This is a genomic window from Streptomyces sp. NPDC037290, assembly GCF_055603245.1.
This window is the reverse complement of the sequence record NZ_JBVJVZ010000004.1, coordinates 264,921-288,819: the sequence shown is the minus strand read 5'-3', so window position 1 is coordinate 288,819 and position 23,899 is coordinate 264,921. Positions and strand designations below refer to the sequence as shown.

The 23,899-nt window shown below is 71.3% G+C and carries 18 protein-coding genes and 1 pseudogene; 12 read left to right on the top strand and 7 right to left on the bottom strand.

The genetic code is table 11. From position 1 onward, the window contains the following. The first annotated feature begins 50 nt into the window (after positions 1-50). Both ACZ7HQ_RS16280 and ACZ7HQ_RS16275 read left to right on the top strand, forming a co-directional pair. Entirely contained in the window at positions 51-1,064 is a 1,014-nt protein-coding gene (locus tag ACZ7HQ_RS16280; RefSeq protein ID WP_470989764.1) for an ABC transporter substrate-binding protein, read from the top strand. Positions 1,065-1,137: 73 nt separating this feature from the next. Further along, a complete protein-coding gene (locus ACZ7HQ_RS16275; RefSeq protein WP_470989761.1) occupies positions 1,138-2,214 on the top strand; it encodes an FAD-dependent oxidoreductase in 1,077 nt (358 codons plus the stop codon). Positions 2,215-2,226: 12 nt separating this feature from the next. Here the strand turns inward: ACZ7HQ_RS16275 and mltG are convergent, their stop codons facing one another. Beyond that, positions 2,227-3,132: an endolytic transglycosylase MltG gene (gene mltG / locus ACZ7HQ_RS16270; RefSeq protein ID WP_470989758.1), complete on the bottom strand. Its 906-nt coding sequence runs from the start codon at positions 3,130-3,132 to the stop codon at positions 2,227-2,229. A gap of 132 nt (positions 3,133-3,264) precedes the next feature. After that, the gene (locus tag ACZ7HQ_RS16265; protein ID WP_470989755.1) at positions 3,265-5,073 is read right to left on the bottom strand and encodes an ABC transporter ATP-binding protein; all 1,809 of its coding nucleotides are present in this window, start codon (positions 5,071-5,073) and stop codon (positions 3,265-3,267) included. A gap of 113 nt (positions 5,074-5,186) precedes the next feature. On the opposite strand from ACZ7HQ_RS16265, the gene ACZ7HQ_RS16260 reads away from it, so the two are divergent. Continuing rightward, entirely contained in the window at positions 5,187-5,636 is a 450-nt protein-coding gene (locus ACZ7HQ_RS16260; protein WP_470989752.1) for a MarR family winged helix-turn-helix transcriptional regulator, read from the top strand. An 85-nt stretch (positions 5,637-5,721) separates the two neighbouring features. Here the strand turns inward: ACZ7HQ_RS16260 and ACZ7HQ_RS16255 are convergent, their stop codons facing one another. Beyond that, positions 5,722-7,332 carry a peptide-N4-asparagine amidase gene (locus ACZ7HQ_RS16255; RefSeq protein WP_470989749.1) on the bottom strand — a complete coding sequence of 537 codons (1,611 nt, stop codon included), beginning with the start codon at positions 7,330-7,332 and terminating at the stop codon, positions 5,722-5,724. Between the two features lie 164 nt (positions 7,333-7,496). On the opposite strand from ACZ7HQ_RS16255, the gene ACZ7HQ_RS16250 reads away from it, so the two are divergent. Both ACZ7HQ_RS16250 and ACZ7HQ_RS16245 read left to right on the top strand, forming a co-directional pair. Continuing rightward, positions 7,497-9,014, top strand: a complete 1,518-nt coding sequence (locus tag ACZ7HQ_RS16250; RefSeq protein WP_470989746.1) for a M1 family metallopeptidase — start codon at positions 7,497-7,499, stop codon at positions 9,012-9,014. A 159-nt stretch (positions 9,015-9,173) separates the two neighbouring features. Beyond that, positions 9,174-11,195 (top strand): N-acetylmuramoyl-L-alanine amidase, encoded by a 2,022-nt coding sequence (locus ACZ7HQ_RS16245; protein WP_470989743.1) that lies wholly within the window; start codon positions 9,174-9,176, stop codon positions 11,193-11,195. Here ACZ7HQ_RS16245 and ACZ7HQ_RS16240 read toward each other — a convergent pair. Next, on the bottom strand, positions 11,192-11,710 hold the full coding sequence (locus ACZ7HQ_RS16240; RefSeq protein ID WP_470989740.1) for a hypothetical protein: 519 nt from the start codon (positions 11,708-11,710) through the stop codon (positions 11,192-11,194). The genes ACZ7HQ_RS16245 and ACZ7HQ_RS16240 overlap by 4 nt on opposite strands. A gap of 503 nt (positions 11,711-12,213) precedes the next feature. Between ACZ7HQ_RS16240 and ACZ7HQ_RS16235 the strand changes: the two genes are divergently transcribed. The 4 genes from ACZ7HQ_RS16235 to ACZ7HQ_RS16220 all read left to right on the top strand — a co-directional run bounded on the left by ACZ7HQ_RS16235 (position 12,214) and on the right by ACZ7HQ_RS16220 (position 17,183). Next, complete coding sequence (locus ACZ7HQ_RS16235) at positions 12,214-14,019, top strand: ABC transporter ATP-binding protein (RefSeq protein ID WP_470989738.1); 1,806 nt, start codon at positions 12,214-12,216, stop codon at positions 14,017-14,019. Continuing rightward, positions 14,016-15,803 carry an ABC transporter ATP-binding protein gene (locus ACZ7HQ_RS16230; RefSeq protein WP_470989736.1) on the top strand — a complete coding sequence of 596 codons (1,788 nt, stop codon included), beginning with the start codon at positions 14,016-14,018 and terminating at the stop codon, positions 15,801-15,803. Before ACZ7HQ_RS16235 ends, ACZ7HQ_RS16230 begins: the two co-directional genes overlap by 4 nt. A 627-nt stretch (positions 15,804-16,430) precedes the next feature. Then, complete coding sequence (locus tag ACZ7HQ_RS16225) at positions 16,431-16,901, top strand: DUF5709 domain-containing protein (protein WP_470989732.1); 471 nt, start codon at positions 16,431-16,433, stop codon at positions 16,899-16,901. Positions 16,902-16,919: 18 nt separating this feature from the next. Beyond that, positions 16,920-17,183 (top strand): type B 50S ribosomal protein L31, encoded by a 264-nt coding sequence (locus ACZ7HQ_RS16220; protein WP_470989727.1) that lies wholly within the window; start codon positions 16,920-16,922, stop codon positions 17,181-17,183. Positions 17,184-17,218: 35 nt separating this feature from the next. On the opposite strand, the gene ACZ7HQ_RS16215 is transcribed toward ACZ7HQ_RS16220, so the two are convergent. Beyond that, a complete protein-coding gene (locus ACZ7HQ_RS16215; RefSeq protein WP_470989724.1) occupies positions 17,219-18,013 on the bottom strand; it encodes a metal-dependent hydrolase in 795 nt (264 codons plus the stop codon). A 145-nt stretch (positions 18,014-18,158) separates the two neighbouring features. Here ACZ7HQ_RS16215 and ACZ7HQ_RS16210 point away from each other — a divergent pair, with 145 nt between their 5' ends. Together ACZ7HQ_RS16210 and ACZ7HQ_RS16205 are read left to right on the top strand one after the other, a co-directional pair. Next, a complete protein-coding gene (locus tag ACZ7HQ_RS16210; RefSeq protein WP_470989722.1) occupies positions 18,159-20,672 on the top strand; it encodes a DEAD/DEAH box helicase in 2,514 nt (837 codons plus the stop codon). 40 nt (positions 20,673-20,712) lie between these two features. Further along, complete coding sequence (locus ACZ7HQ_RS16205) at positions 20,713-21,579, top strand: acyl-CoA thioesterase (protein WP_470989717.1); 867 nt, start codon at positions 20,713-20,715, stop codon at positions 21,577-21,579. A 417-nt stretch (positions 21,580-21,996) separates the two neighbouring features. On the opposite strand, the pseudogene ACZ7HQ_RS16200 reads toward ACZ7HQ_RS16205, so the two are convergent. After that, positions 21,997-22,830 (bottom strand): annotated as a pseudogene (locus tag ACZ7HQ_RS16200) (DUF6397 family protein); the annotation flags it as partial. A gap of 126 nt (positions 22,831-22,956) precedes the next feature. Continuing rightward, positions 22,957-23,370 (bottom strand): roadblock/LC7 domain-containing protein, encoded by a 414-nt coding sequence (locus tag ACZ7HQ_RS16195; RefSeq protein ID WP_470989715.1) that lies wholly within the window; start codon positions 23,368-23,370, stop codon positions 22,957-22,959. A 91-nt stretch (positions 23,371-23,461) separates the two neighbouring features. On the opposite strand from ACZ7HQ_RS16195, the gene ACZ7HQ_RS16190 reads away from it, so the two are divergent. Further along, on the top strand, positions 23,462-23,890 hold the full coding sequence (locus ACZ7HQ_RS16190) for a PPOX class F420-dependent oxidoreductase (RefSeq protein WP_470989711.1): 429 nt from the start codon (positions 23,462-23,464) through the stop codon (positions 23,888-23,890). The last annotated feature ends 9 nt before the right edge of the window (positions 23,891-23,899 follow it).

Below are 23,899 nucleotides of genomic sequence, written 5' to 3'. Positions count from 1 at the left end.
TTGCCGACCTGCCCGAACGTTCCCCTCTCCCGCACATGAACGGAACCGTCATGCGACGACGCCTCGTCCCCGCCGCGCTGCTTCTCCCACTCGCGCTCCTGCTCACCGCCTGCGGCGGGAACTCGTCCGCCGGCATCGGCACGGACACCGACGGGAAGGGCTCCGTCACCCTCGACGTCGGCGACCAGAAGGGCGGTTCCGAGGCCGTCCTGCGCGCCGCCGGCGAACTCAAGAACCTCGACTACAAGATCAAGTGGTCCACCTTCACCTCCGGCCCGCCGCTGCTGGAGGCCGTCAACGCCGGAGCCGTCGACATCGGCGGTGTGGGCAACACCCCGCCCGTCTTCGCGGCCGGCGCCGGCTCGAAGATCTCCGTCGTGGCCGCCTGGCACGGCACCTCCAAGGGCGACGCCATCCTGGTGCCCAACCGCTCCAGGCTGACCGAGCCGAGGCAGCTCAAGGGCAGGTCCATCGCCGTGGCGCAGGGTTCGTCGGCGCACTACCAGCTCCTCGCCTCGCTCAAGGCGGCCGGGCTGAGCCTGACCGACGTCCACGTCAAGTACCTCCAGCCAGCCGACGCCCTCGCCGCGTTCACCTCCGGCAAGGTCGACGCATGGGCGGTCTGGGACCCGTACACCTCCCAGATCCTGCAGACCAAGCAGGGCCGCGTGCTGACCACGGGTGACGGCATCACCAACGGGCTCACCTTCCAGGTCGCCGCGCCCTCCGCGCTCAAGGACCCGGAGAAGGCCGCCGCCGTCAAGGACTACCTGGCCCGGCTGCGCAGGGCCCAGGTCTGGGTCTACGGCCATCAGCAGGAGTGGGCCAGGGTGTGGGCGAAGGACACCGGCCTGCCGTACGACGTGGCGCTGGCCTCGGTGAAGCGGTCGAACTCCACCCGGGTCGCGGTCGCCGTCGACAAGCCGCTGGTCGCCTCCGAGCAGCACATCGCCGACGCCTTCACCGCGCTGAAGCTCATACCGAGGAAGGTGGACTTCGCCGACTTCGTGGACACACGCTTCAACGGCAAGCTGCCGCCGTCCACCACCCCGGCCAAGGGCTGAGGAGCGGAGGGCCTCCTCGCAGCTCCCCCGGGGCCCCGGGAAGATCCGCGCCGGATTCCCGGTTGGCACATGCGTGAACGCATCACGCGAGGTCGAGGTCGTCGTCATCGGCGCTGGTCAGGCGGGGCTGTCCAGCGCCTATCACCTGCTGCGCGCCGGCTTCGGGCAAGACCGCGACTTCGTGGTCCTCGACCGCGCCCCCGCGCCGGGCGGCGCCTGGCAGTTCCGGTGGCCCTCGCTGACGTACGGCAAGGTGCACGGGATGCACGCCCTGCCCGGCATGGAACTGACGGACGCCGATCCCGCGCGGCCCTCGGCGGAGGTGATCGCTGAGTACTTCGACCGGTACGAGCGCACCTTCGGCCTGCGCGTGCGCCGGCCCGTCGACGTACGGGTCGTGCGGGAGGGGGACGGCGGGCGGCTGCTCGTGGAGACGTCGGCCGGCACCTGGTCGACGCGGGCCCTGATCAACGCGACCGGCACCTGGGAACGGCCGTTCTGGCCCCGCTGTCCCGGTCAGGAGACCTTCCGCGGACGGCAGTTGCACACCGCGCAGTACGCCGGCCCGGAGGAGTTCGCGGGGCAGCGGGTCGTGGTCGTGGGCGGTGGCGCCTCGGGCACCCAGCACCTGCTGGAGCTGGCACCGTACGCGGCCGCGACCACCTGGGTCACCCGGCGGCCTCCCGTTTTCCGCGAGGGGCCCTTCGACCAGGAGGCCGGTCGGGCGGCCGTCGCACTGGTGGAGGAACGGGTGCGCCAGGGCCTGCCACCGCGCAGTGTCGTCTCGGTCACCGGGCTGCCCCTCAACGACACCGTCCGACAGGGCCTCGCGGACGGCGTCCTGGACCGGCAGCCGATGTTCGACCGGATCACCGCGGACGGCGTGGCGTGGAACGACGGACGGCAGGTCGACGCCGACGTGATCCTCTGGGCGACCGGGTTCCGGGCCGCACTGGGCCACCTCCGTCCGCTGCGGCTGCGCGAGCCGGGCGGCGGGATCCGGGTCGACGGCACCCGGGCGGTGGCGGATCCGCGCGTCCACCTCGTCGGCTACGGCCCCTCGGCCAGCACCATCGGCGCCAACCGGGCAGGCCGCGCGGCCGTCCGGGACATCGGGCGGCTGCTGGCCGGGGAACAGGTCGCCGCGTGACCGTCGGCCCGCTCAGCGCACCGAAAGCTGCGGGAAGGCCGCGGATCCGCCCGGGCTCGGATTCGGCGTCTGTGCCTGCCCGGTCCCCGTGGCCTGGTGCAGGGCGTTGAATTCCGCCACGTTGCGCGTGTGCGTCGCGTAGTCGGAGGTGAAGCGGGTGTCTCCCGGCTTGACCGTGACGAAGTACAGCCAGTCGCCGGGCGTCGGGTTGAGCGCGGCGCGCATCGCCTCCTCCCCTGGGTTGTCGATCGGCGTGGGCGGCAGCCCCATGCGCTGGTAGGAGTTGTACGGGCTGTCGACAGCGGTGTCGTCCTGGCTGGTGCGGAGGGTGCTGCGGTTCAGCGCGTAGTTGATCGTCGAGTCCATCTGCAGCGGCATTCCGCGCTCCAGCCGGTTGAGGACGACCCGGGCGACCTTGCCCATGTCCACCGGCGTCGCGGCCTCTGCCTGCACGATGCTGGCGATGGTGACGGCCTGGTAGACGTTCATCGCGTTGCGCTGCGCCCCGGCCGCGACCGGTGCCGCGTTGAACTCGTTGTTGGCGGTGTCGACCATGGAGCGCAGCAGTGACTCGGGCGTCGCCCCCTTGTCGATGCGATACGTCGCCGGGAAGAGATAGCCCTCGGGGTTGCCGGCGGCCTGGCCCGGCAGCCTCAGGCCCGCCTTTCCGATGGACTTGCGCGTGGTGCCCGGTGGCAGCCTGAGGGCGTTGTCGATGGCGTCGTACACCTGGCTCGAGCGCCAGCCCTCCGGGACGACCAGCGCGGTGGGCGGTGGTGCCTCCGGGGGGCGGCTGTCCAGCGTCAGCAGCGGCACCGCCACGGCGGTACCGACCACGACGGCGCCGGCCGCGAGGAAGGCGAGTCTGCCCCTGCGTGTCAGTCGCATCGTGCCCCGTGGCGGAATCTTCGTCTGCATGCGGGCACGGTAATACGTATATCGCCATAAACCCGGCACATATTCAGTTGTCGGTCACAGCGTCGGCTCGTCGGTCACGGCGCCGCCCGGCTCGGGCGTTCCAGCCCGCTCAGGTCGTGGTTTCCGGACCGCTCAGCTCGTGGGCTCGAGTTGCGCGTCACGCCGTACCAGCGCGGCGTAGCGCCCGTCCCGTTCCAGCAGTTCCTCGTGACTGCCGCGTTCGGCGACCCGTCCGGAGTCGAGGACCACGATCTGGTCGGCGCCACGGATCGTGGACAGGCGGTGCGCGATGGTGATCGTCGTGCGGTCGGCCGACAGGGCGTCGATCGCCTCCTGGACGGCGGCTTCCGTACGGGTGTCGAGCGCGCTGGTCGCCTCGTCGAGGATGAGGACCGGCGGATCGCGCAGGATGGTGCGGGCTATGGCGAGGCGCTGCTTCTCACCGCCGGAGAAGCGGTGGCCGCGTTCGCCGACGACTGTGTCGTAGCCGTCGGGGAGCGCGGCTATGTGGTCGTGTATCTGCGCCGCCCTGGCCGCCGCCTGCAGTTCCTCGTCGGTGGCGTCCGGCTTGGCGAAGCGGAGGTTGTCGGCGACGGAGGCGTGGAAGAGGTAGGTCTCCTGCGAGACGACACCGACCGCGCGGGCGAGGGTGTCGAAGTCGAGGTCCCGGACGTCGACTCCGTCCAGGGTGACGCGACCGCCGGTGACGTCGTAGAGGCGGGGCACCAGGTAGCCGAGCGTGGACTTGCCGGCGCCGGTGGGACCGACGACGGCGAGGCTGCCGCCCGCGGGCACGGTCACGTCGATGCCGTCGAGGACGGGCCGGGTTCTGTCGTCGTTGTCGTAGCGGAACTCGACGTCCTCGAAGCGGACTTCGCCCTTGACCTGGTCGAGGTGGACGGGCTGCTCGCGCTCGGTGATGTCGACGGGCAGGTCCAGGTACTCGAAGATGCGCTGGAAGAGGGCGAGCGAGGTCTGGATCTGGACGCCGGTCGCCAGCAGGCTCACGGCCGGGCGGAAGAGTCCCTGCTGGAGCGAGACGAAGGCGACGATGGTGCCGAGCGAGACCTTCGGGCCGCCGAGCTGGAGGGCGAGACCTGCGGTCCAGTAGATGACGGCGGGCATCGCCGCCATGACGATCGTGATCACGGCCATGCGCCAGCGGCCGGCCATGTTCACCCGGACCTCCAGGCCGACCAGACGCTCCGACTCCTCCGCGAAGGACGCGGTCAGCGAGTCGGAGCGGCCCATGGTGCGGCCCAGGAGGATGCCGCTGACCGAGAGCGACTCGGTGACGGTGGCGGCCATCGCCGCCATCTGCTTCTGCCGCTGGGTGGTGATCTTCTTGCGTTCGTTGCCGACGCGGCGGCTGATCCACACGAACACCGGCAGCAGGAGCAGCGAGACGATCGTGAGCCGCCAGTCGAGGGCGACCATCGCGACGATCGTGGCGACGACGCTGGTGGCGTTGGAGACCAGGGAGGTGGCGGTGGAGGTGACGGTGGCCTGCATGCCGCCGATGTCGTTGGCGATCCGGGACTGCACCTCGCCGGTGCGCGTGCGTGTGAAGAAGGCGAGCGACATGCGCTGCAGCCGGCCGTAGACGGCGGTGCGCAGGTCATGCATGACGCGCTGGCCGACGGTCGTCGAGATCAGCGTCTGCAGCACGCCGAAGACGCTGGAGAGGACGGCGCTGAGGATCATGCCGAGTGCGAGCAGGCTGAGCAGACCGGTGCGGCCCCTGGGGATGGCGACGTCCAGGGTCTCCTTGAGCAGGAACGGTGTGGCCACCGAGACCAGGGAGGACGCGCCGACCAGCAGGCCGACGATCGCCAGCCGGCCGCGGTAGGGGCGGAAGAGCTTCAGGATGCGGCGCACCTGCCGGGGCTGTTCCTTGGCGTCGGCAGGCGGGGTCCAGGACGTTTCACGGTCGGGATGCATGGGCTCCTACGGAGGTGAACGGGCGCCGGCCAGGATCGGCCGACGATGACGAACGGATCATAGCTCATTGTTACCTATACTCACAATGAACGGCATCCTGATATTGTTCCCGCATGACCACCCCCGATCCCGACGGCCTGCTCGCCGAGCAGTTGCTGCGGCTGACCCGCCGGGTGCACCGCATCCAGAAGCGCCACCTGGAACGGAACGACCTGGGCGTGACGCCGGCCCAGTCCCGGCTGCTGCGCACCCTCGCGCACTACACCTCGCCGCCACGGATGGCCGACCTCGCCGAGCGCCTCGAGGTGGTGCCGCGCGCGGTGACGACGCTGGTCGACGGCCTGGAGGCGAGCGGGAAGGTACGGCGGGTGCCGGACCCGGCGAACCGGCGGGTGACGCGGATCGAGCTGACGAGCGAGGGGCACTCGACCCTGAGCGAGCTGCGCGGCGCACGCCGCTCGGCGGCCGAGGAGATCCTCGCGCCGCTGACGGAGAAGGAGCGCGAGGTGCTCGGCGTGCTGCTGGACACACTCATCGAGGGGGACGGCACCCAGCGCTGCTGAACACCGCGCAGGGGCCGGGCGAACAACGCGGCGGGCCGCACACCGCCCTCGGTGCACGGCCCTCCGGTATGCGGTGTCGCCGGGCTCAACAGCGCTCGCGGTCCTCGGTCAGCACGCCCTGAACCGTGGTCAGCGAATGGTCGTAGCAGCCGTCGGCGCCGTACAGCCGATAGCGCTCGCTCGACGTGCCGACCGCGTGCCGCTGGTCGCGCGGGACGTTGATCGTGTACGCCGCGTCGCCGCTGTAGGTGTCGTCGAGCCGCGACCACGTGGTGCGCCGGCCGCCCAGCAGTTCCACGGCCGTCGCACGGTCGCCGAGCGTCAGTACGGTGCGCAGCCGGTCGTCCGCGCCGATGGTCGTCGCGCCGTTCATGGTGTACGTCCGGTGCGTGCGTGTCGTCCGCTCCGGCCCGTGCCCGGCGACGCCGACCGTCTGGTCGTCGGACCAGGTCGCCTCCAGTCCGTCCGTGTTCTCGCCGTCGGTCCAGCGGTGGACGGAGGTGTTGGCGAGCGTCCGGGTGACGGTGGTGGTCACGCGGCCGTGCGAGGTGTCGAGGTATCCGGAGACGGTGAGCCGGTGTCCGGCGTCGGTGGTCACACGGTTCTCCGAACCCTGCGTGTAGGTCGAGGAGTTGGCGAGGTCCGTCGCCCGGTCCGCGGTCAACTCGCCGGTGACCTGGGCGCGGTGCGCGTCCTGCCAGACCAGGATGTTCACCGGCGCGCTCCAGCCCGACTGGCCCGCGGGCACGCCGACCACGGAGACGTCGACGCGGTGCGGGCGGCCGTCGTTGAGCAGGCCCGCGAAGGGGGTGAGGTCATAGGTGATCGGCCGGACGTCGAAGGCGCCCGGCGCCGGGAGGACGTACCAGAGGAAGGGGTTGGACCAGCCGCCGGTCCAGACGTTCGGGAACGGCGCGGCGATTCCGGCGAGCCGGCCGTCGACCTTGATCTGCACCTCGCGGTAGGGCCCGTGGTCGGCCTTGCAGGAGTACGACGCCGGATCGGCCACCGTCAGGTACCAGAACTCCTCGCAGCCGCCGCCCGAACCGGTCGCGTAGACCTCGGCGACGATCCGCTCGCTGTTGCGCGGTGTGGTGAGGGTCGTGCCGTCGGGCGTGTCGGCCAGGGTGAGTACGCGGTCGGGGGTCCGCTGTGCGGGACGGCCGGCGTAGAAGGTCAGGGTGACGTGGACATCGATGACGCCGGTGTAGGTGTCGTCCACGGTGTTGCCGATCAGCATCTCGACGTCCTGCGGGCTGCGGAAGGTGTCGCTGTAGCGGGTGACGTCCTTCTCGACGTGCCATGCGATGCCGTCGGGCGAGGGTTCCGGTGTGGAGGTGCGCAGGATCTCGACCCCTCCGACGTGCAGATAGCCGAGCCGGTCGTACTGACGCCCCTTCACCTTGCCGTCGAGCCGCAGCACGACCTTGCTCCAGTGGTCGCCGCAGCCCCGGGGCGGGATGTACGCACCCCGGTAGGGCGTGAAGTCACGGAACTGTGCGTCGGCGAGGGTGACCTGACAGGACGTGGTGTGCGGCCGGTCGACGGGAGGTGCCGCGGTGACCGGGTCGTGCCAGTCGGTGCCGAACTCGGGCGGAACGTCGGCCGCCCGGGCGGCGGCGGCTCCGGTACCGAAGAGCGCGCTCGCCAGGAGGGTCACTCCGGCGAGCATGGACATGACTATCCATCTTCTCATGGCCCGTGTTCTACGGGGAGTTGACCTCCGACCGCAACGAGGAGATCGGACGACACCCGCGGTGCGCATCGGTCGGGCCGGAGCGCACACCGGCCCACCACCCAGCTCGCGCACACAGCGGAACATTTGATGCTATAAGCACATCTCGCTGACATAGTGCGGTCATGGAGATCATGCGCACCCCTCGCACCTTTCGCGCAGCCCTCGTCCTGGCCCTGGCCGGTGCCGCCACCGGTACCGCCGCGTGCGCCGCCCTGGTCTCGCACGGAACGCACGGCTCGCCCGCTCCCGGCCCGACCGCCTCCGCCGGCCCGGCGCCCTCCCCCGGCGCGCCCGGCATCGGCGACCCGCTCATGCCGCTCGCCGGCAACGGCGGCTACACGGTCCGCCACTACACGCTCGACTTCGACTGGCGGGCGCCACGGACGCCGTTCACGGCCGGCGCCACCATCAGCGCCACCGCCACCCAGTCCCTGTCCCGCTTCGACCTCGACTTCGCGGGCAACACACTGCACCAGGTCACGGTGGACGGCACACCGGCCACCGCCGTGCGTCACGGCGACGAACTCGTCATCACCCCCGCGCGGCCCATCCCGCTCGGCAGCACCTTCACCGTCCGCGTCGGCTACACCGCCGACCCGACGCTGAGCCGGCACCGCGGCGACGCGATCCAGGACTACGGCTGGGTGCCCACAGCCGACGGCACGTTGGTCTGCGCCCAGCCCGACGGCGCGAAACTGATCTTTCCGGCGGACGACCACCCGAGCCTGCGGGCGCCCGTCACCTTCCACATCACCACCCCGCCCGGTGTCAGCGCGGCGGCCAACGGCCGGCTCGTCGGCACCGTCCGGCGACCCGACGGACGCGTCAGGTGGACCTACGACTCCGAGCAGCCGATCGCGGCACAGCTGGTCCAGATGGCGATCGGGAAGTTCACGTTCGTGGACGGCACCGGCCCGCGCGGACTGCCCGTCCGGGACGTGGTCCCGGACGACCTCGTCGGCGACACGAAGGACTTCCGCTCGCTGACCCCGGAGCATCTCGCATGGCTGGAACAGCGGCTCGGCCCGTACCCGTTCCACCGCTACGGCGTGCTGGTCGGGGCCACCGACCTGCCAGTGGCCCTGGAGACGCAGTCGCTGTCCCTCGTACCGAAGGACGACCTGCTGAGAGACCGGATGAACGCCGAGCGCAACCTCGTGCACGAGCTGACCCACCACTGGACGGGTGACAGCGTCGCCATCCGGCGCTGGTCCGACCTGTGGCTGAGCGAGGGTCACGCCCGTTTCTACGAACGCCTGTACTCCGCCGAGCACGGCGGCATCAACCTGGAGGACGCGATGCGGGCGGCCTACGCCCAGCACGACCAGTGGCGGCACGACGAGGGGGCCCCCGCCGAGCCCACCGAGCCGACGCTGTTCAAGGTGATGCGCTACGACGGCTCGGCGCTGGTGCTGTACGCCCTGCGGGAGAAGGTCGGCGCGGAGACCTTCGGCAGGATCGAGCGCTCCTGGGTGACGGCATATCAGGGCCGGGCGGCCGGCACCCGGGACTTCATCGCCCTCGCGTCGCGGGTCTCGGGTGAGGACCTGAGCCCGTTCCTGACCCCGTGGCTGTACGGGCCGCACACCCCGCCCATGCCGGGCCACCCAGACTGGCAGGTGGACCCGGTCGAGGAGTGAGCCGGCACGCCGCCGACCGAGTGGCCCCTGCCCGGCCGCTCGGCCACCCCGGTGACGCTTGGCGCGACACGGCGCGAAAGGCACGGAAACGTACCAGGGGTGGCGTCCAGGACAACTCCCTGTGTTCTGGTGGTGACGACATGTCTGGAGAACCGTGCAATGAGAAGACCGGCCGCCCCACGTGTTCCCAACTCCTTTCGCGAGTGCCGCCGGACGGCCTGCGTGATCGCGTCGGCGGCGGTGCTGGTGCCGCTGCTGCTCATCCCGCTGGCCGACGACGACACACCGGACCAGCGGCTGCAGAACACCTTCGCGGAGGCCGCCCGTGAGTTCCACGTGCCGCGCAGCGTCCTCATGAGCGTGTCCTACATGCAGACGCGCTGGGACACCCATCCGGGCGCTCCCAGCGTCGCAGGCGGCTACGGGCCGATGCACCTGGTGGACAACAGCCGCACCGAGGCCCCCGCAGTGGCGGCCGGTCCCTCGGCCCAGCACGGCGCCGACACCCGGCCGCGCGCGGGGGCGGCCGGGGCCCCCACCGCTCCCGAGGCCGTCCCTTCGCCCGGCCACACCGTGCAGCCCGCGGACCTGGACCGTGCCGCGCGCCTGATCGACGTCCCGGCCGAACGCCTGCGGACGGACCCGACCGCCAACATCCGCGGCGGCGCGGCACTCCTCGCGGCCACCCAACGCCAGCTCGGCAAGCCCCTCAGCAACAACCCGGCGGACTGGTGGGAGGCGGTGCAGCACTACCCCGGCACCCGTGACATCACGGCGGCCACGGCGTACGCGAACGACGTGTTCGACGTGATCCGCAAGGGAGCACACCGCACCACCGCCGAAGGAGAGGACGTCACCCTCGCCGCCAGCCCCGGCGTACGCCCCCGCGTCCCCCGCACCCAGGCTCCCCCGCGGCCCAAGCAGGTCGAGTGCCCCGCGGAGCTGGCCTGCGACTGGCTCAGCGCGCCGTACGAGGAGATCGACGAGGACGGCGACTACGGCAACCACGACCTCGGCAACCGGCCCATCGACCAGAAGATCGACTACATCGTCATCCACGACACGGAGGCGTATCTGCCGAACATGTTCAAGACGGTGCAGGATCCCACGGAGGCGTCCTGGCACTACTCGATCCGCTCCAGCGACGGCCACGTCACCCAGCACGTGCGGACCAAGGACGAAGCCTGGCACTCCGGCAACCAGTTCGTGAACGCCCGCTCGATCGGCATCGAGCACGAGGGCTTCCTCACCCAGCCCGGCAAGTGGTTCACGGAACCGATGTACCGGGCCTCGGCGCGCCTGGTGCGCTATCTCGCGAACAAGTACCAGGTCCCGCTAGACCGGCAGCACATCATCGGCCATGACAACGTGCCGTCGCCGACCGCCGACAGCATTCCCGACATGCACGACGACCCCGGTCCCTTCTGGGACTGGCGGCACTACTTCGACCTGCTCGGCGCGCCGCTGCGGGCCACCGCCGGTCCGGACAGCGACATGGTGACGATTCTGCCGGACTACGCCACCCACAAGCCCCGGTTCACCGGCTGCAAGGGCGACGGCCGGCTGTGTCCGGCGCACGGCTCCAGCGCCGTACGCCTGCACACACGACCGGACGACAACGCCCCGCTGATCCAGGACCCCGGCCGCAAACCCGACGGCGACCCGTCCACGGAGGACGCCAACGACCTGGGCTCACGCGTCTCCGCCGGCCAGACCTTCGCCGTCGCCGACCGCAGCGGCGACTGGACGGCGATCTGGTTCCAGGGCAACAAGGCATGGTTCAAGAACCCGCAGAAGAACCCGACGGCCGTCGGTGCGAGCGGCCGGATGGTGACACCGAAGGAGGGCCTGGACGAGGTCCCGGTGTACGGGCGTGCCCTCCCCGAAGAGGACGCCTACCCCGAGGGCGTGGAGGCGGAGCCCGCATCCCCGCTGCCCTACCGGTTCCGGGCGGACCAGCGGTACGTGACCCAGGACTTCGTCCGCAGCTCGTACATCCCCCGGTCGTCCATCGTCGACTCGCCCGAGCCGGTGGTGGAGGGCCACGAGGGGTATTACGAGATCCAGTTCGGCCACCGGCTCGGCTACGTCCGGGCGAGCGACGTGGACGTCGTCGAGAGCGCCCCGGCCGCCGCAGGGCCGCCGCCGGCGCCGCAGCAGGGTCTCCCGGCCGGGAGTTAGCCGGCCAGTTCCGCCCGGTCCCCCATCACCACGACCGGATCGCTTGCCGGGTCGAGCGTGCGCAGCAGGAACTCCATGGCCTGCCGGGAGACGCTGACGCAGGCCGAGGTGCCACTGCCGTGGTCCATGTGCAACCAGATGCCGCCACCCTTGTCTTTGCCCCCGGGGCGGCCGGTGTCGCGCGGCGGGGTGCCCGGAAGGCGGTTGTAGTCGATGGCGATGACGTAGTCGAAGTCGTGCTGGTGCGCCTGGTCCCAGCCGGCCGGGGGCGTATAGGCGCCCACGTCGTGATCGTACGGCAGCCGGGCACCCGGGTCGGGGAGGACACCGCCCGCGTCGGAGAGGGTGAAGACACCGACCGGGCTGCGCTGGTCTCCCTCGTGGTGGTCGGTGGTCCAGCCGTGCCGCCCGTTGTGGGCGGGCCAGCTGCCCACCGGGTGCCACTCGGCACCACGCCGGAGGTACAGCACCACTCTGGACTCGGCGGAGTTCGCGCCCTTTCCGTAGACGGCCACGATCTGGCGGGAGTCGGCGGGGATCCGCCGGTGCAGGCGGACGCCGACACCGGGACACGGGTCGGGCCGGCCGTGGGGGCCGAGGTCGCCCTCGGGCTCTGCGTGATCCGGCCGCCAGGCGCGGGGGCGCCGCCCGTGCGGGCCGGACCGGAGGCGGGGCCGCCACAGGCGGCGAGGGTCGCGAGGAGCGCGCCGAAGGCCACCGCCACAACCCTCACATGCTGCCGCACGCTGTCGTTCTCGATGTGCACCGGACCATGCTGGCAGCGCACATCGGCCGATTGTGTGATCTTCCGGGCATTCACCGAGTCGGGTGATCGACCACCCGAGACGCCCCCTGCGCCGGGGCCGCGGGCTCTTGGCTCCCTTGGCTGGAAGCCGGTGGATTCGGATGGAGTCGAGGAAAACCGTTTGAAATTCACCACTCAGCGACGCGAACCTGTCACGGCTTGTCAGCACTCATCGTCGCTTCCCCCTCCCCTGACACGAGCCACTGGGACGTCATGCAGATTCAAGACCTTCCGTACTCCGATCCGGGCGTCCCCGACGCGCGTTCGGGCCCCCGATTCCTGTGGTGGCTCTGGCGGAACCAGCTGGGCGGACAGCTGAAGTCGCTCGCGTGGGGCCTGTTGCACTTCATCTCCGTCTCGGCCCTGCCCTTCTGCGTCGGACTCGCCGTCCAGGCGGTCGTCGACCACTCCGCCACCCGGCTCGCCCTGACGGGTGGTCTGATGCTGCTGTGCGGCACGGGCATCGCCCTGGGCGACACCTTCCTGCACCGGGCCGCCGTCACCAACTGGATCACCGCCGCCGCGCGCGTCCAGCAACTGCTGGCCCGCAAGGCCGCCCAGCTGGGGTCCGCCCTGACCCGGCGGGTGGCCGCCGGCGAGGTGGTGGCCGTCTCCACCGGGGACGTCGAGAAGATCGGCTGGTTCGTGGAGGCCGTCTCCCGGTTCACCGCGGCCGCGTTGACCGTCGTCGTGGTCTGTGCCGGCCTCCTCGTCTACCAGCCCGCCCTCGGCGTCGTCGTCGCCGTCGGGCTGCCCGCGGTGGCCCTCGCGGTGCTTCCGCTGCTGCCCCGGGCGACACGCCGCGCCGACGTGCAGCGTGAGAAGGCGGGCCGGGCCACCGAGCTGGCCTCGGACACGGTCGCCGGACTGCGGGTGCTGCGCGGCATCGGCGGCGAGGAACTGTTCCTCGACCGCTACCGCCAGGCCTCGCAGGAGGTACGGCACGCCGCGGTGCGCAGCGCCCGGATGTGGTCGGCGATCTCCGCCATCCAGGTGCTGCTGCCCGGACTGCTGCTCATCGCCGTCGTCTGGCACGGCATCCACCTGGCCCGTCAGGGCCGGATCACGGTCGGCGAACTCGTCACCGTGTACAGCGCGGTCATGATCCTGAACTATCCGCTGCGGCACTTCGAAGAGATCGCCATGGCGTACTCCTTCTCCCGTCCGTCGGCCAAACGGGCGGCCCGCGTGCTGTCGCTGGAGCGCTCCACGGCCACCGGGGGCACCCGCGGGCCGGAGGTGCCGGGCGGCGACCTGTACGACCCCGTCACCGGCCTGCTGGCTCCCGCCGGCCGTCTCACCGCCGTGGTCTGCGGCGACCCGGACGCGGCGGGCCGGCTCGCGGAACGGCTGGGCGGCCACCCGACCGAGCCGGGCCGCTCCGTGCTGCTCGGCGGGGTGCCCCTGGACGAACTACCGCTGGACAGCGCCCGTACCGCCGTCCTCGTCCAGGACAAAGACCCGGTCCTGCTGTCCGGAACCCTGCGCGAACTGCTCGACGTCCCTGCCGCCGGAACCGTACGGGCCGCGGCCGCGCTGGACGCCGCGCAGTGCGGCGACGTCCTGGACGCGCTCGTCCAGGGATCGCTGGACGCCGCGGACCCGATGGACGCCCGCATCACCGAGCGCGGGCGCTCCCTGTCCGGTGGCCAGCGCCAGCGGCTCGCGCTGGCCCGGTCACTGATCACCGACCCGGAGGTGCTGGTGCTGGACGAGCCGACCTCCGCGGTCGACTCGCACACCGAGGCACGGATCGCGGAAGGGCTGCGCCGGCTTCGCTCGGGACGCACGACCGTGGTGTTCACCTCCTCACCTCTGCTGCTCGACCATGCGGACCGGGTCGTGCTGGTCCACGAGGGTGAGGCCGTGGCGGTCGGCGTGCACCGCGAGCTGGTCGACAGCGAGCCGCGGTACCGGGCCGTGGTCACGCGGGAGACGGACGAGGAACTGGCCGCGGCCGACGAGGCTGCCCTGGTGGGCGCGCGGCAGGAACTGGAAGAGATCGAGGAGAGCGCATGATCGGCGTTGCGCCGCCGGCGTACGACCCGGCGGCCCCGACGACCGCCACCACCCTGCCCGTGGGCGCGGCCGCGACGGTGCGCGCCTACGTGACCGAGCTGTTCCGCCGGCATCGCCGGGCGTTCCTGCTGCTCATCGCGGTCAACACGGTGGCCGTGATCGCCTCCATGATGGGTCCGTACCTGCTCGGCGGCCTGGTCGAGCGAGTGTCGGACGGGGCCGGGGCCCGGGAGCTCCATCTCGGCCTGACCGCCGGGCTGTTCGTGCTCGCACTCGCCGTGCAGACCGTGTTCGTACGACAGGTGCGGCTGCGGGGCGCGATGCTCGGCGAGCGGATGCTGGCCGACCTGCGCGAGGACTTCCTCGTCCGGTCGGTCGGACTGCCGCCGGGCGTCCTGGAGCGGGCGGGTACCGGTGACCTGCTCTCCCGCATCACCACCGACATCGACCGCCTGGCCAACGCGATGCGCGAAGCCGTCCCACAGCTGGCCATCGGTGTCGTGTGGGCGCTGCTGCTGCTCGGCGGGCTCGTGGTGACGGCACCGCCGCTGGCGGCCGCCGTGCTGCTCGCCGTGCCGGTGCTCGTGGCCGGGTGCCGCTGGTACTTCAAGCGGGCGCCCTCCGGCTACCGCTCCGAGGCCGCCGGGTACGCGGCCGTCGCCGCCGCGCTCGCCGAGACGGTGGACGCGGGCCACACGATCGAGGCGCACCGGCTCGGCGCCCGCCGCGTCGCCCTGTCGGAGCGGCGCATCAAGGAGTGGACGGCGTGGGAGCGGTACACGCTCTGGCTGCGGTCCGTGCTCTTCCCGGTCATCAACGCCGTGCACGTCATCGTGCTGGGCTCGGTCCTCATGGTCGGCGGCGTGTTCGTCCTGCACGGCTGGATCGGGGTGGGTCAGCTGACCACGGGCGCCCTCGTCGCGCAGATGCTCGTCGACCCGGTGAACCTGATCCTGCGCTGGTACGACGAAGTGCAGGTCGCCCAGGTGTCGCTGGCCCGCCTGGTCGGGGTGCGGGACATCGAACCCGACGCCGGGGACACCTCGCTGGCGCCGGACGGGCGGGACGTGCACGCCGACCGGGTGCACTTCGGCTACCGCGAGGGCGTCGACGTCCTGCGCAAGGTGTCCCTGCAGGTCGCCCCGGGCACCCGGCTGGCCCTGGTCGGCCCGTCGGGCGCGGGCAAGTCCACCCTCGGCAGGCTGCTCGCCGGGATCTACGCCCCGCGGGACGGCCGGATCACCCTGGGCGGCACGGAGCTGTCCCGGATGCCGGCGGAACGCGTCCGCTCGCACGTCGCGCTCGTCAACCAGGAGCACCACGTCTTCGTGGGCTCCCTGCGCGACAACCTCCGGCTGGCCCGCGCCGGTGCCACGGACGCCGAGCTGTGGGCGGCCCTGGGCGCGGTCGACGCGGACGCCTGGGCGCGGGCGCTGGACGACGGCCTGGACACGGAGGTCGGCTCCGGCGGACTCGCGCTGACCCCGGCGCAGGCCCAGCAGATCGCGCTGGCCCGGCTGGTGCTCGCCGATCCGCACACGCTGGTCCTGGACGAGGCGACCTCGCTGCTCGACCCCCGCGCGGCCCGGCATCTGGAACGCTCCCTGGCCCGCGTGCTGGACGGCCGCACCGTGGTGGCCATCGCCCACCGTCTGCACACCGCCCATGACGCCGACGTGATCGCCGTCGTGGAGAACGGCCGCATCAGTGAGCTGGGCAGCCATGACGAGTTGGTCGCCGCGGACGGCGCGTACGCCGCGCTGTGGCGGTCCTGGCACGGCTGAGAACCTGCCGCGCACACGGAGGACCGGTACTGCAGCGTGGGGCCCGCCCGCGGCATGGATCACCGCGCCCCACCCCGCCGTGGCACCGGTCACCCCGCCCCACCCGCCCGTGGCCGGCCGCCGCCAGAAGGCGCTGCGGCCTCGGCGGTCGGGGGTCCGGGGCCGGGGGTCGGGGGTCGGGGGTCGGGGCAGCGTGGCTGTTCCCGGCCTCTTCCCAAGGCCAGCCGCATCCGGGCAGGACCGGCCCTGTCCCCCACCCGTGAGAGCGCCGACGTGCTGCTGCACCGGCGCTCGCGACAGCCGGGCCACGGCGGGTCGGCGGGCGGCGGGGACTACCGGCGTTCGGGTGGAGCGGCCGGTGGCATTCGCCGGCGTTCGGGGCGGCCAGGCCGGGGGCGGCGTGCGCTCGGTGGCGTCTGCCGGGTGCTGGTGCACGAGTGCGGGACCTGACCGGCGTCCGTGCCGTTGCGCGCTCCCGAGCAGGGGTGGAAGGCTGGAGAAGGGCACAGGCTCGGGGAACGCCGTGAAGCCACCCGGTCCGCGGCGTGCGACACCCGTGCCGTGCGTGCCGACGGCCCGCCACCCCGTGCGGTGGCACCCGGCCGTCCTCACCACCTGGAGGTACTCGTGGACAGCGCCGACGGCTGGGGGGACGACGTCTACCAGCCCGATCCCTCGGAGATCCGGGAGGACTCGGGGGTGCTCGACGTCGAGGACACACTGGACTTCGACGGCGTCAACGACCCGCTGGACCGCGGCTGGTCCCCTCCCGAGCGCCCCTGGGCGGTGGAGCACCGCGGGGTCACGGCGGCCGAACGCCAGGCGGGCGAGACGCTCGACCAGCGGCTCGCCGAGGAGCTGCCCGACCTGGCAACGCCCGAGGACGACGGCCTCGGTGACTGCACCGGAACCGACGGGGAACTCCTGGACAACGAGGTCGGCCACCTTCGCTCCGGCAGGCTGGTGGCCCCGGACGAGGGAGCGCACGAGGACGAGGAGGCCGCCCTCGTCGCCACCGACGTCGGCATCGACGGCGCCGCCGCCTCCGCGGAGGAGGCCGCGATGCACATCGTCGACGAGGATTCCCTGTCCGGCTGACCCGCGCGAGGAGCCGCCATGCCGCAGGACGAACACCCCGGCTACCACCCCGTGGTCTTCCGTGACCGTGCCGCCGGCTACGCGTTTCTGACCCGCTCGACCGCGCAGAGCGAGCAGACCATCGAGTGGGACGACGGCCGGACCTACCCGGTGATCGACGTGGAGATCTCCTCCGAGAGCCACCCCTTCTACACGGGCAGGGCCCGTACCGTCGACACCGAGGGCCGCATCGCCCGCTTCGAGCGCCGGTACGGCGGAGCCGACGCAGGCGACGCGACCTGACCCGGAGCGGTGCCTCGGGCCGGGTGTGGGACGCCTCAGATCACGTTGAGGGCCGCCGCGCAGCCCACGCCGCCGAGCAGCATGAAGACGGGCATCAGTACCTTCAGCTCCACCCAGCTTCCGGCGCGGAACCGCATGACCTTCGGCGGCCCCAAGGGATACCAGCGCTTGCGGCCCACCGGGATCGGCCACAGGATCGGGCAGCCCGACACCGTCAGCGCGTCCCCGAGGTCGTGCACCAGGGCGCCGAGCACGATCGGCAGACCGAGCCACAGGTACTCCTGGCCGGGCGCGGTGAACAGCCAGTCGGAGCCGTTGCCCGGCTTGTCGAGGATGCCGGCGAGAATCCATGCGCTGGTCGCCGCCAGCAGCCAGACCAGGACATCGCTGCTGGAGCCGCGCGCCGCGCGCCACAGCAGGCCCTCGATCGCCAGCACCATGTGCGCGAACAGGATCGCCAGCACCGCCCAGCGGCCCCCCGTGATCGCCGCCGCCGAGCAGCCGGCGCCGATCAGGACCGCCCACACCCAGGTGTGCGTCAGCGTACGGTGGCCGCCCGAGCGGCGCGGGTCGCCCTTCATCCTGGTCGCCTTGTAGACGGCGTACGACAGCTTGTCCACGATCTCGCAGATCCAGCGCGAGAGCGGCCCGAAGGCGCGGGAGATGGTCGCCGCCTTGTGATCGAGGTCGGGGGCGAGGGCGGCACCGGCACAGATCAGAGCGCCGACGAGCAGGACCGGCCAGGGCATGGGCCGCCCGGCTGCGGCGGCGGCCGCCCCGACGCCGAGCCAGGCCGCGGCCCCCGACAGTGAGTGTGCTGGTCCCATCATGGCCGCTTCCCGCCCCATTCCTCGTGTGCCGCTGTCCAGTTGACCTGGTGCGCTGATCATGCGCCGGCGACACAGCGTAGCGGCCGTGATCTTCGTGTCCGCAGCCGATTCCCTTCTCGGGGACAAGGACAGGCAAGATGGGGGCGTGACCCTCATCGATCAGCTGCCGCCGACCGCCGACCCCGATGCCCTGTACGAAGCCTTCGAGTCGTGGGCGCAGGAGCGCGGCCTCACCCTCTACCCGCATCAGGAGGAGGCGCTGATCGAGGTGGTCTCCGGGGCGAACGTGATCGTCTCGACGCCCACCGGCTCCGGCAAGAGCATGATCGCGGCCGGCGCACACTTCGCCGCCCTGGCCCGGGACGAGGTCACCTTCTACACGGCGCCGATCAAGGCGCTGGTGTCGGAGAAGTTCTTCGAGCTGTGCAAACTCTTCGGCACCGAGAACGTCGGCATGCTCACCGGCGACGCCTCCGTGAACGCCGACGCACCCGTGATCTGCTGCACCGCCGAGGTGCTGGCGTCGATCGCGCTGCGGGACGGCAAGGACGCGGACGTCGGCCAGGTCGTCATGGACGAGTTCCACTTCTACGCGGAGGGCGACCGCGGCTGGGCCTGGCAGATCCCGCTGCTGGAGCTGCCCCAGGCGCAGTTCATCCTGATGTCGGCCACTTTGGGTGATGTGTCCTTCTTCGAGAAGGACCTCACCCGCCGCACCGGCAAGCCCACCTCGGTGGTCCGCTCGGCGACCCGTCCGGTGCCTCTCTCCTATGAGTACGAACTCACGCCGCTCACGGAGACGCTCACCGACCTGCTGGAGAGCAAGCAGGCACCGGTGTACATCGTGCACTTCACGCAGGCGCAGGCGGTGGAGCGGGCGCAGGCGCTGATGAGCATCAACATGTGCACGCGCGAGGAGAAGGACCAGATCGCCGAGCTGATCGGCAACTTCCGCTTCACCACCAAGTTCGGACGCAACCTCTCCCGGTACGTCCGGCACGGCATCGGCGTCCACCACGCCGGCATGCTGCCCAAGTACCGGCGTCTGGTGGAGAAGCTCGCCCAGGCCGGTCTGCTGAAGGTCATCTGCGGCACGGACACGCTCGGCGTTGGCGTCAACGTGCCCATCCGTACGGTGCTGTTCACGGCGCTGACCAAGTACGACGGCAGCCGGGTGCGCACGCTGCGGGCCCGGGAGTTCCACCAGATCGCGGGCCGGGCCGGCCGGGCCGGTTTCGACACGGCGGGCCTCGTCGTCGCGCAGGCCCCGGAGCATGTGATCGAGAACGAGAAGGCGCTGGCGAAGGCGGGCGACGACCCCAAGAAGCGGCGCAAGGTGGTGCGCAAGAAGGCGCCGGAGGGCTTCGTCGGCTGGACGGAGAACACCTTCCAGAAGCTGATCGAGTCGGAACCTGAGCCGCTGACCTCGCGTTTCCGGGTGACGCACACGATGCTGCTGTCGGTGATCGCGCGCCCGGGCAACGCGTTCGAGGCGATGCGCCACCTTCTTGAGGACAACCACGAACCGCGCAGGCAGCAACTGAGGCACATCCGCCGTGCGATCGCCATCTACCGCTCGCTGCTCGACGGCGGGATCGTGGAGAAGCTCGACAAGCCCGACGCCGAGGGCCGCATCGTCCGGCTCACGGTCGATCTGCAGCAGGACTTCGCGCTCAACCAGCCGCTGTCCACGTTCGCGCTCGCCGCGTTCGAACTCCTCGACCCCGAGTCGCCGTCCTACGCCCTCGACATGGTCTCCGTCGTCGAGTCCACCCTGGACGACCCGCGGCAGATCCTCGTCGCCCAGCAGAACAAGGCGCGTGGCGAGGCCGTGGCCGCGATGAAGGCGGACGGCGTCGAGTACGAGGAGCGCATGGAGCGCCTCCAGGACATCACCTACCCCAAGCCCCTGGAAGAGCTGCTCTTCCACGCGTACAACACCTACCGCAAGAGTCACCCGTGGGTCGGCGACCACCCGCTGTCGCCGAAGTCCGTCATCCGGGACATGTACGAACGGGCACTTTCCTTCACGGAGCTGGTGTCCTTCTACGAGCTGGCCCGCACCGAGGGCATCGTCCTGCGCTACCTGGCCAGCGCCTACAAGACCCTCGACCACACCATCCCGGACGACCTGAAGTCCGAGGACCTGCAGGACCTCATCGAGTGGCTCGGCGAGATGGTGCGCCAGGTGGACTCCAGCCTGCTGGACGAGTGGGAGCAGCTCGCGAACCCGGAGGAGATGACCGCCGAGGAGGCCCGGGAGAAGGCCGACGAGGTCAAGCCGGTCACCACCAACGCGCGTGCCTTCCGGGTTCTGGTCCGCAACGCCATGTTCCGCCGCGTGGAGCTGGCCGCCCTCGACCAGGTCGAGGAGCTCGGCGAGATGGACGCCGAGTCCGGCTGGGACGCCGACGCCTGGGGCGAGGCAATGGACAAGTACTGGGACGAGTACGAGGACCTCGGCACCGGTCCGGACGCCCGCGGCCCGAAGTTGCTGGTCATCAAGGAGGAGCCGGAGAACGGGCTCTGGCGTGTCCGTCAGATCTTCGACGACCCGAACGGCGACCACGACTGGGGCATCAGCGCGGAGGTCGACCTCGCCGCCTCCGACGCCGAGGGCCGCGCCGTCGTCCGCGTCACCGATGTCGGCCAGCTGTAAGCCGCTGCCGGCCAGTTGTGAGCCAAGGAGAATCCCACCGATGACGAACCCGGCCGAGAGACTGGTCGACCTGCTCGACCTGGAGCAGATCGAGGTCAACATCTTCCGTGGCCGCAGCCCGCAGGAGTCGCTGCAGCGGGTGTTCGGCGGCCAGGTGGCGGGCCAGGCGCTGGTCGCGGCCGGCCGCACCACGGACGGAGACCGTCCGGTGCACTCTCTGCACGCGTACTTCCTGCGCCCGGGCCGTCCCGGGGTGCCGATCGTGTACCAGGTGGAGCGGGTCCGTGACGGCCGGTCGTTCACGACGCGCCGGGTCACGGCCGTGCAGCAGGGCCGCACGATCTTCAATCTGACCGCCTCCTTTCACAAGCCCGAGGAAGGACCGTTCGAGCACCAGCTGCCGCCGGCCCGCGAGGTGCCGGACCCCGAGTCCCTGCCGACGGTCTCCGAGGAGATCCGCAAGCATCTGGGGGCGCTGCCGGAGCAGTGGGAACGGATGGCACGCCGCCAGCCCTTCGACATCCGCTACGTCGACCGGCTGCGTTGGAGCACCGAGGAGATCGAGGGGGCCGAGCCGCGCAGCGCCGTGTGGATGCGCGCGGTCGGGCCGCTCGGTGACGACCCTCTCGTCCACACGTGCGCGCTGACGTACGCCAGTGACATGACCCTCTTGGACGCGGTCCGTATCCCGGTCGAACCCCTCTGGGACACGCGGAACTTCGACATGGCCTCGCTGGACCACGCGATGTGGTTCCACCGGCCGTTCCGCGCGGACGAGTGGTTCCTGTACGACCAGGAGTCGCCGATCGCGGTGGGTGGGCGAGGTCTTGCCCGGGGTCGCATCTACAACCTCTCAGGGCAACTGATCGTGTCCGTGGTGCAGGAGGGCCTGTTCAGGACCCTGTAGTGCCCTGACGGCCGGGAGCCGGGGCCGGGGAGCTCAGACGCGCACAGGCCGGGAGCTTCTCCGCCGCAGCCAGGCACGCAGTCCGCGATGCGACTGTGCCGAGGCCTGCTCGGCCCGACGGTGACCGCGGCGCACTGATGACGACGAGACCGACCGCACCACCGGCGCGCACTGCCGCTCGGACGCTCGGTTCACCGGCTCATCGGTGAGCCCGGGCGGTCCAAGCAGCGTCCCACGGTGCGACTCCGGCGGCCCAAGCCGCGGCCCCCCGCCCGGCCCGAACACCCCAGCCGCCAGCCCACTCCCCGGCTCGGACACTCCAGCCACCGACCCGGCCCGCGGCTCGGGCTCTTCGCCGGCCTCCGGCGATGCCCGTACCGTCGGCTCGGCGATTCGCGTGACCGTGCGGGCCATCGGCGGAATCGGCTGTGCGGCCACTCGCAGGGTCGGTGCTGCACGGCGGGCGGCCGGACGCGGGGCCTTGCAGAAGGCGCGGGCCTCCTCCAGCACGTGGACCAGCTCGCTGCGCAGCCATTCGATCTCGTCCGCGTCCTGCGCGAACGCGATCCGCTCGGCCAGGTGTGCGGCAGGGGACCCCGGAGTGCCCTGACCGGGTGGCGCCGGCCGGAACCGGTTCAGGTAGGAGCGCTCGTACGGATCCTTGACGGCGTCGGCGATCTCGACGGGCGAGAGGAAGGCCGCCACGGCTCCGGCACGGGCCCACGGATCGTCGGCCTGCCGCAGCAGGAACCCGAGGTGGCGACCCCGCCAGTTGCGGGCGCGCAGGTCCACCCCGGCTGTCAGCTGACCGCGCAGGTTTTCGGGTGTACGCCCCTTCAACAGGGGTGCGTTCTTGGTGTCCGAGGTGAAGTTCCGCAGGTCGTCCGCGAGATACAGCCAGACGACGGCCCGATAGCGGTTCAGATACCACTTCGCCGGCACGAGCAGACCCAGCCGGGCGAGGCGGATGAACCGTCCCGCCGGAATCTCCATGAGCGCGGCGCCCTCGGTGGTACCCACCACCCGCACGCGGTGTCGCACGGTCTCCAGGCGGCCCTCCTGCGTGCGAAGGCGGTCGATCTCCGCGCGCTCCACCCTCCGGCCTCCGCCCCAGCCCTCGTCGGGCACGGTGCGGATGAGGCCGAGGTGCACGGCGAGGTCGAACTCGCCGCGCTTGAGGCCCAGTTCGCGAGCGGAATGGCTCGGACTGCAGGTGACGGGCCGGGGCGGGCTCAAGGTGCTTGCCGACATGGTCGTACTCCCCCGTGGAGTCGGTGGCTCACGCCTTGTGCGTTCGCCGTGCACTCACCGTAGCCAATCCGGCGCGTGACGTGCCGAGCCTGTGGATAACTCCGCCACGAAGGAGAAAATCGCAGGTCAGGCGTCTGCGGTAGGGGTTCGCTCCGGTTGCCTGGCATCGACGCCGAGGTGTTCGCCGACGCGATTGACCAGCAGGGTCATCTCGTAGGCGATCTGGCCGATGTCGGCCTCCGCACCGCTGAGCACGCACAGGCAACTGCCGGTGCCGGCCGCGGTCACGAACAGCACGGCGTCGTCGTACTCGATCATGGTCTGGCGTACCCGGCCCGCGCCGAAGTGGCGTCCGGATCCCTTGGCCAGGCTGTGCAGCCCGGACGCCACGGCTGCCAGATGCTCGGCGCCCTCGCGGCGTAGGCCGGTACTGGCCCCCGTGACCAGTCCGTCGTTGGACAGGACCAGCGCGTGTCGCACGTGGTCCACCCGCTCGGTCAGATCGTCCAGGAGCCAGCCGAGTCCCTGGTTCTGCCCCATTTCCCTCTCCCCGTGTGATGTCTCCCCCTGGCCGGAGGAACTCCCCGCCAGCCTTCCCCACGACCGGCGCCCGGGCAAGCAGGATGGGCGCATGGCACAGAAGATGACCGACGACGAATGGCGGGCGTTCGTCTCCGACGGCACCCGGACCGGCAAGCTGTCCACCGTTCGCGCCGATGGGAGCCCTCATCTCGCCCCGATCTGGTTCCTGCTGGACGGCGACGAACTGGTCTTCAATACCGGTAAAGACACCGTGAAGGGGCGCAATCTCGCCCGTGACGGACGCATCGCCCTTTGTGTGGACGACGATCGGCCGCCGTTCCACTTCGTGGTGCTGAACGGCCGCGCCAGGCTGTCGGAGGACCTGGACCAGGTCCGTCACTGGGCCGCCCGGATCGCCGCGCGGTACATGGGCGAGGACCGCGCCGAGGAGTACGGCGCCCGCAACGGCGTTCCGGGTGAACTGCTGGTCCGGGTCCCCATCGACCAGGTGGTCGCTGTGAAGGATGTGGCGGCCTGAACGGCGGGC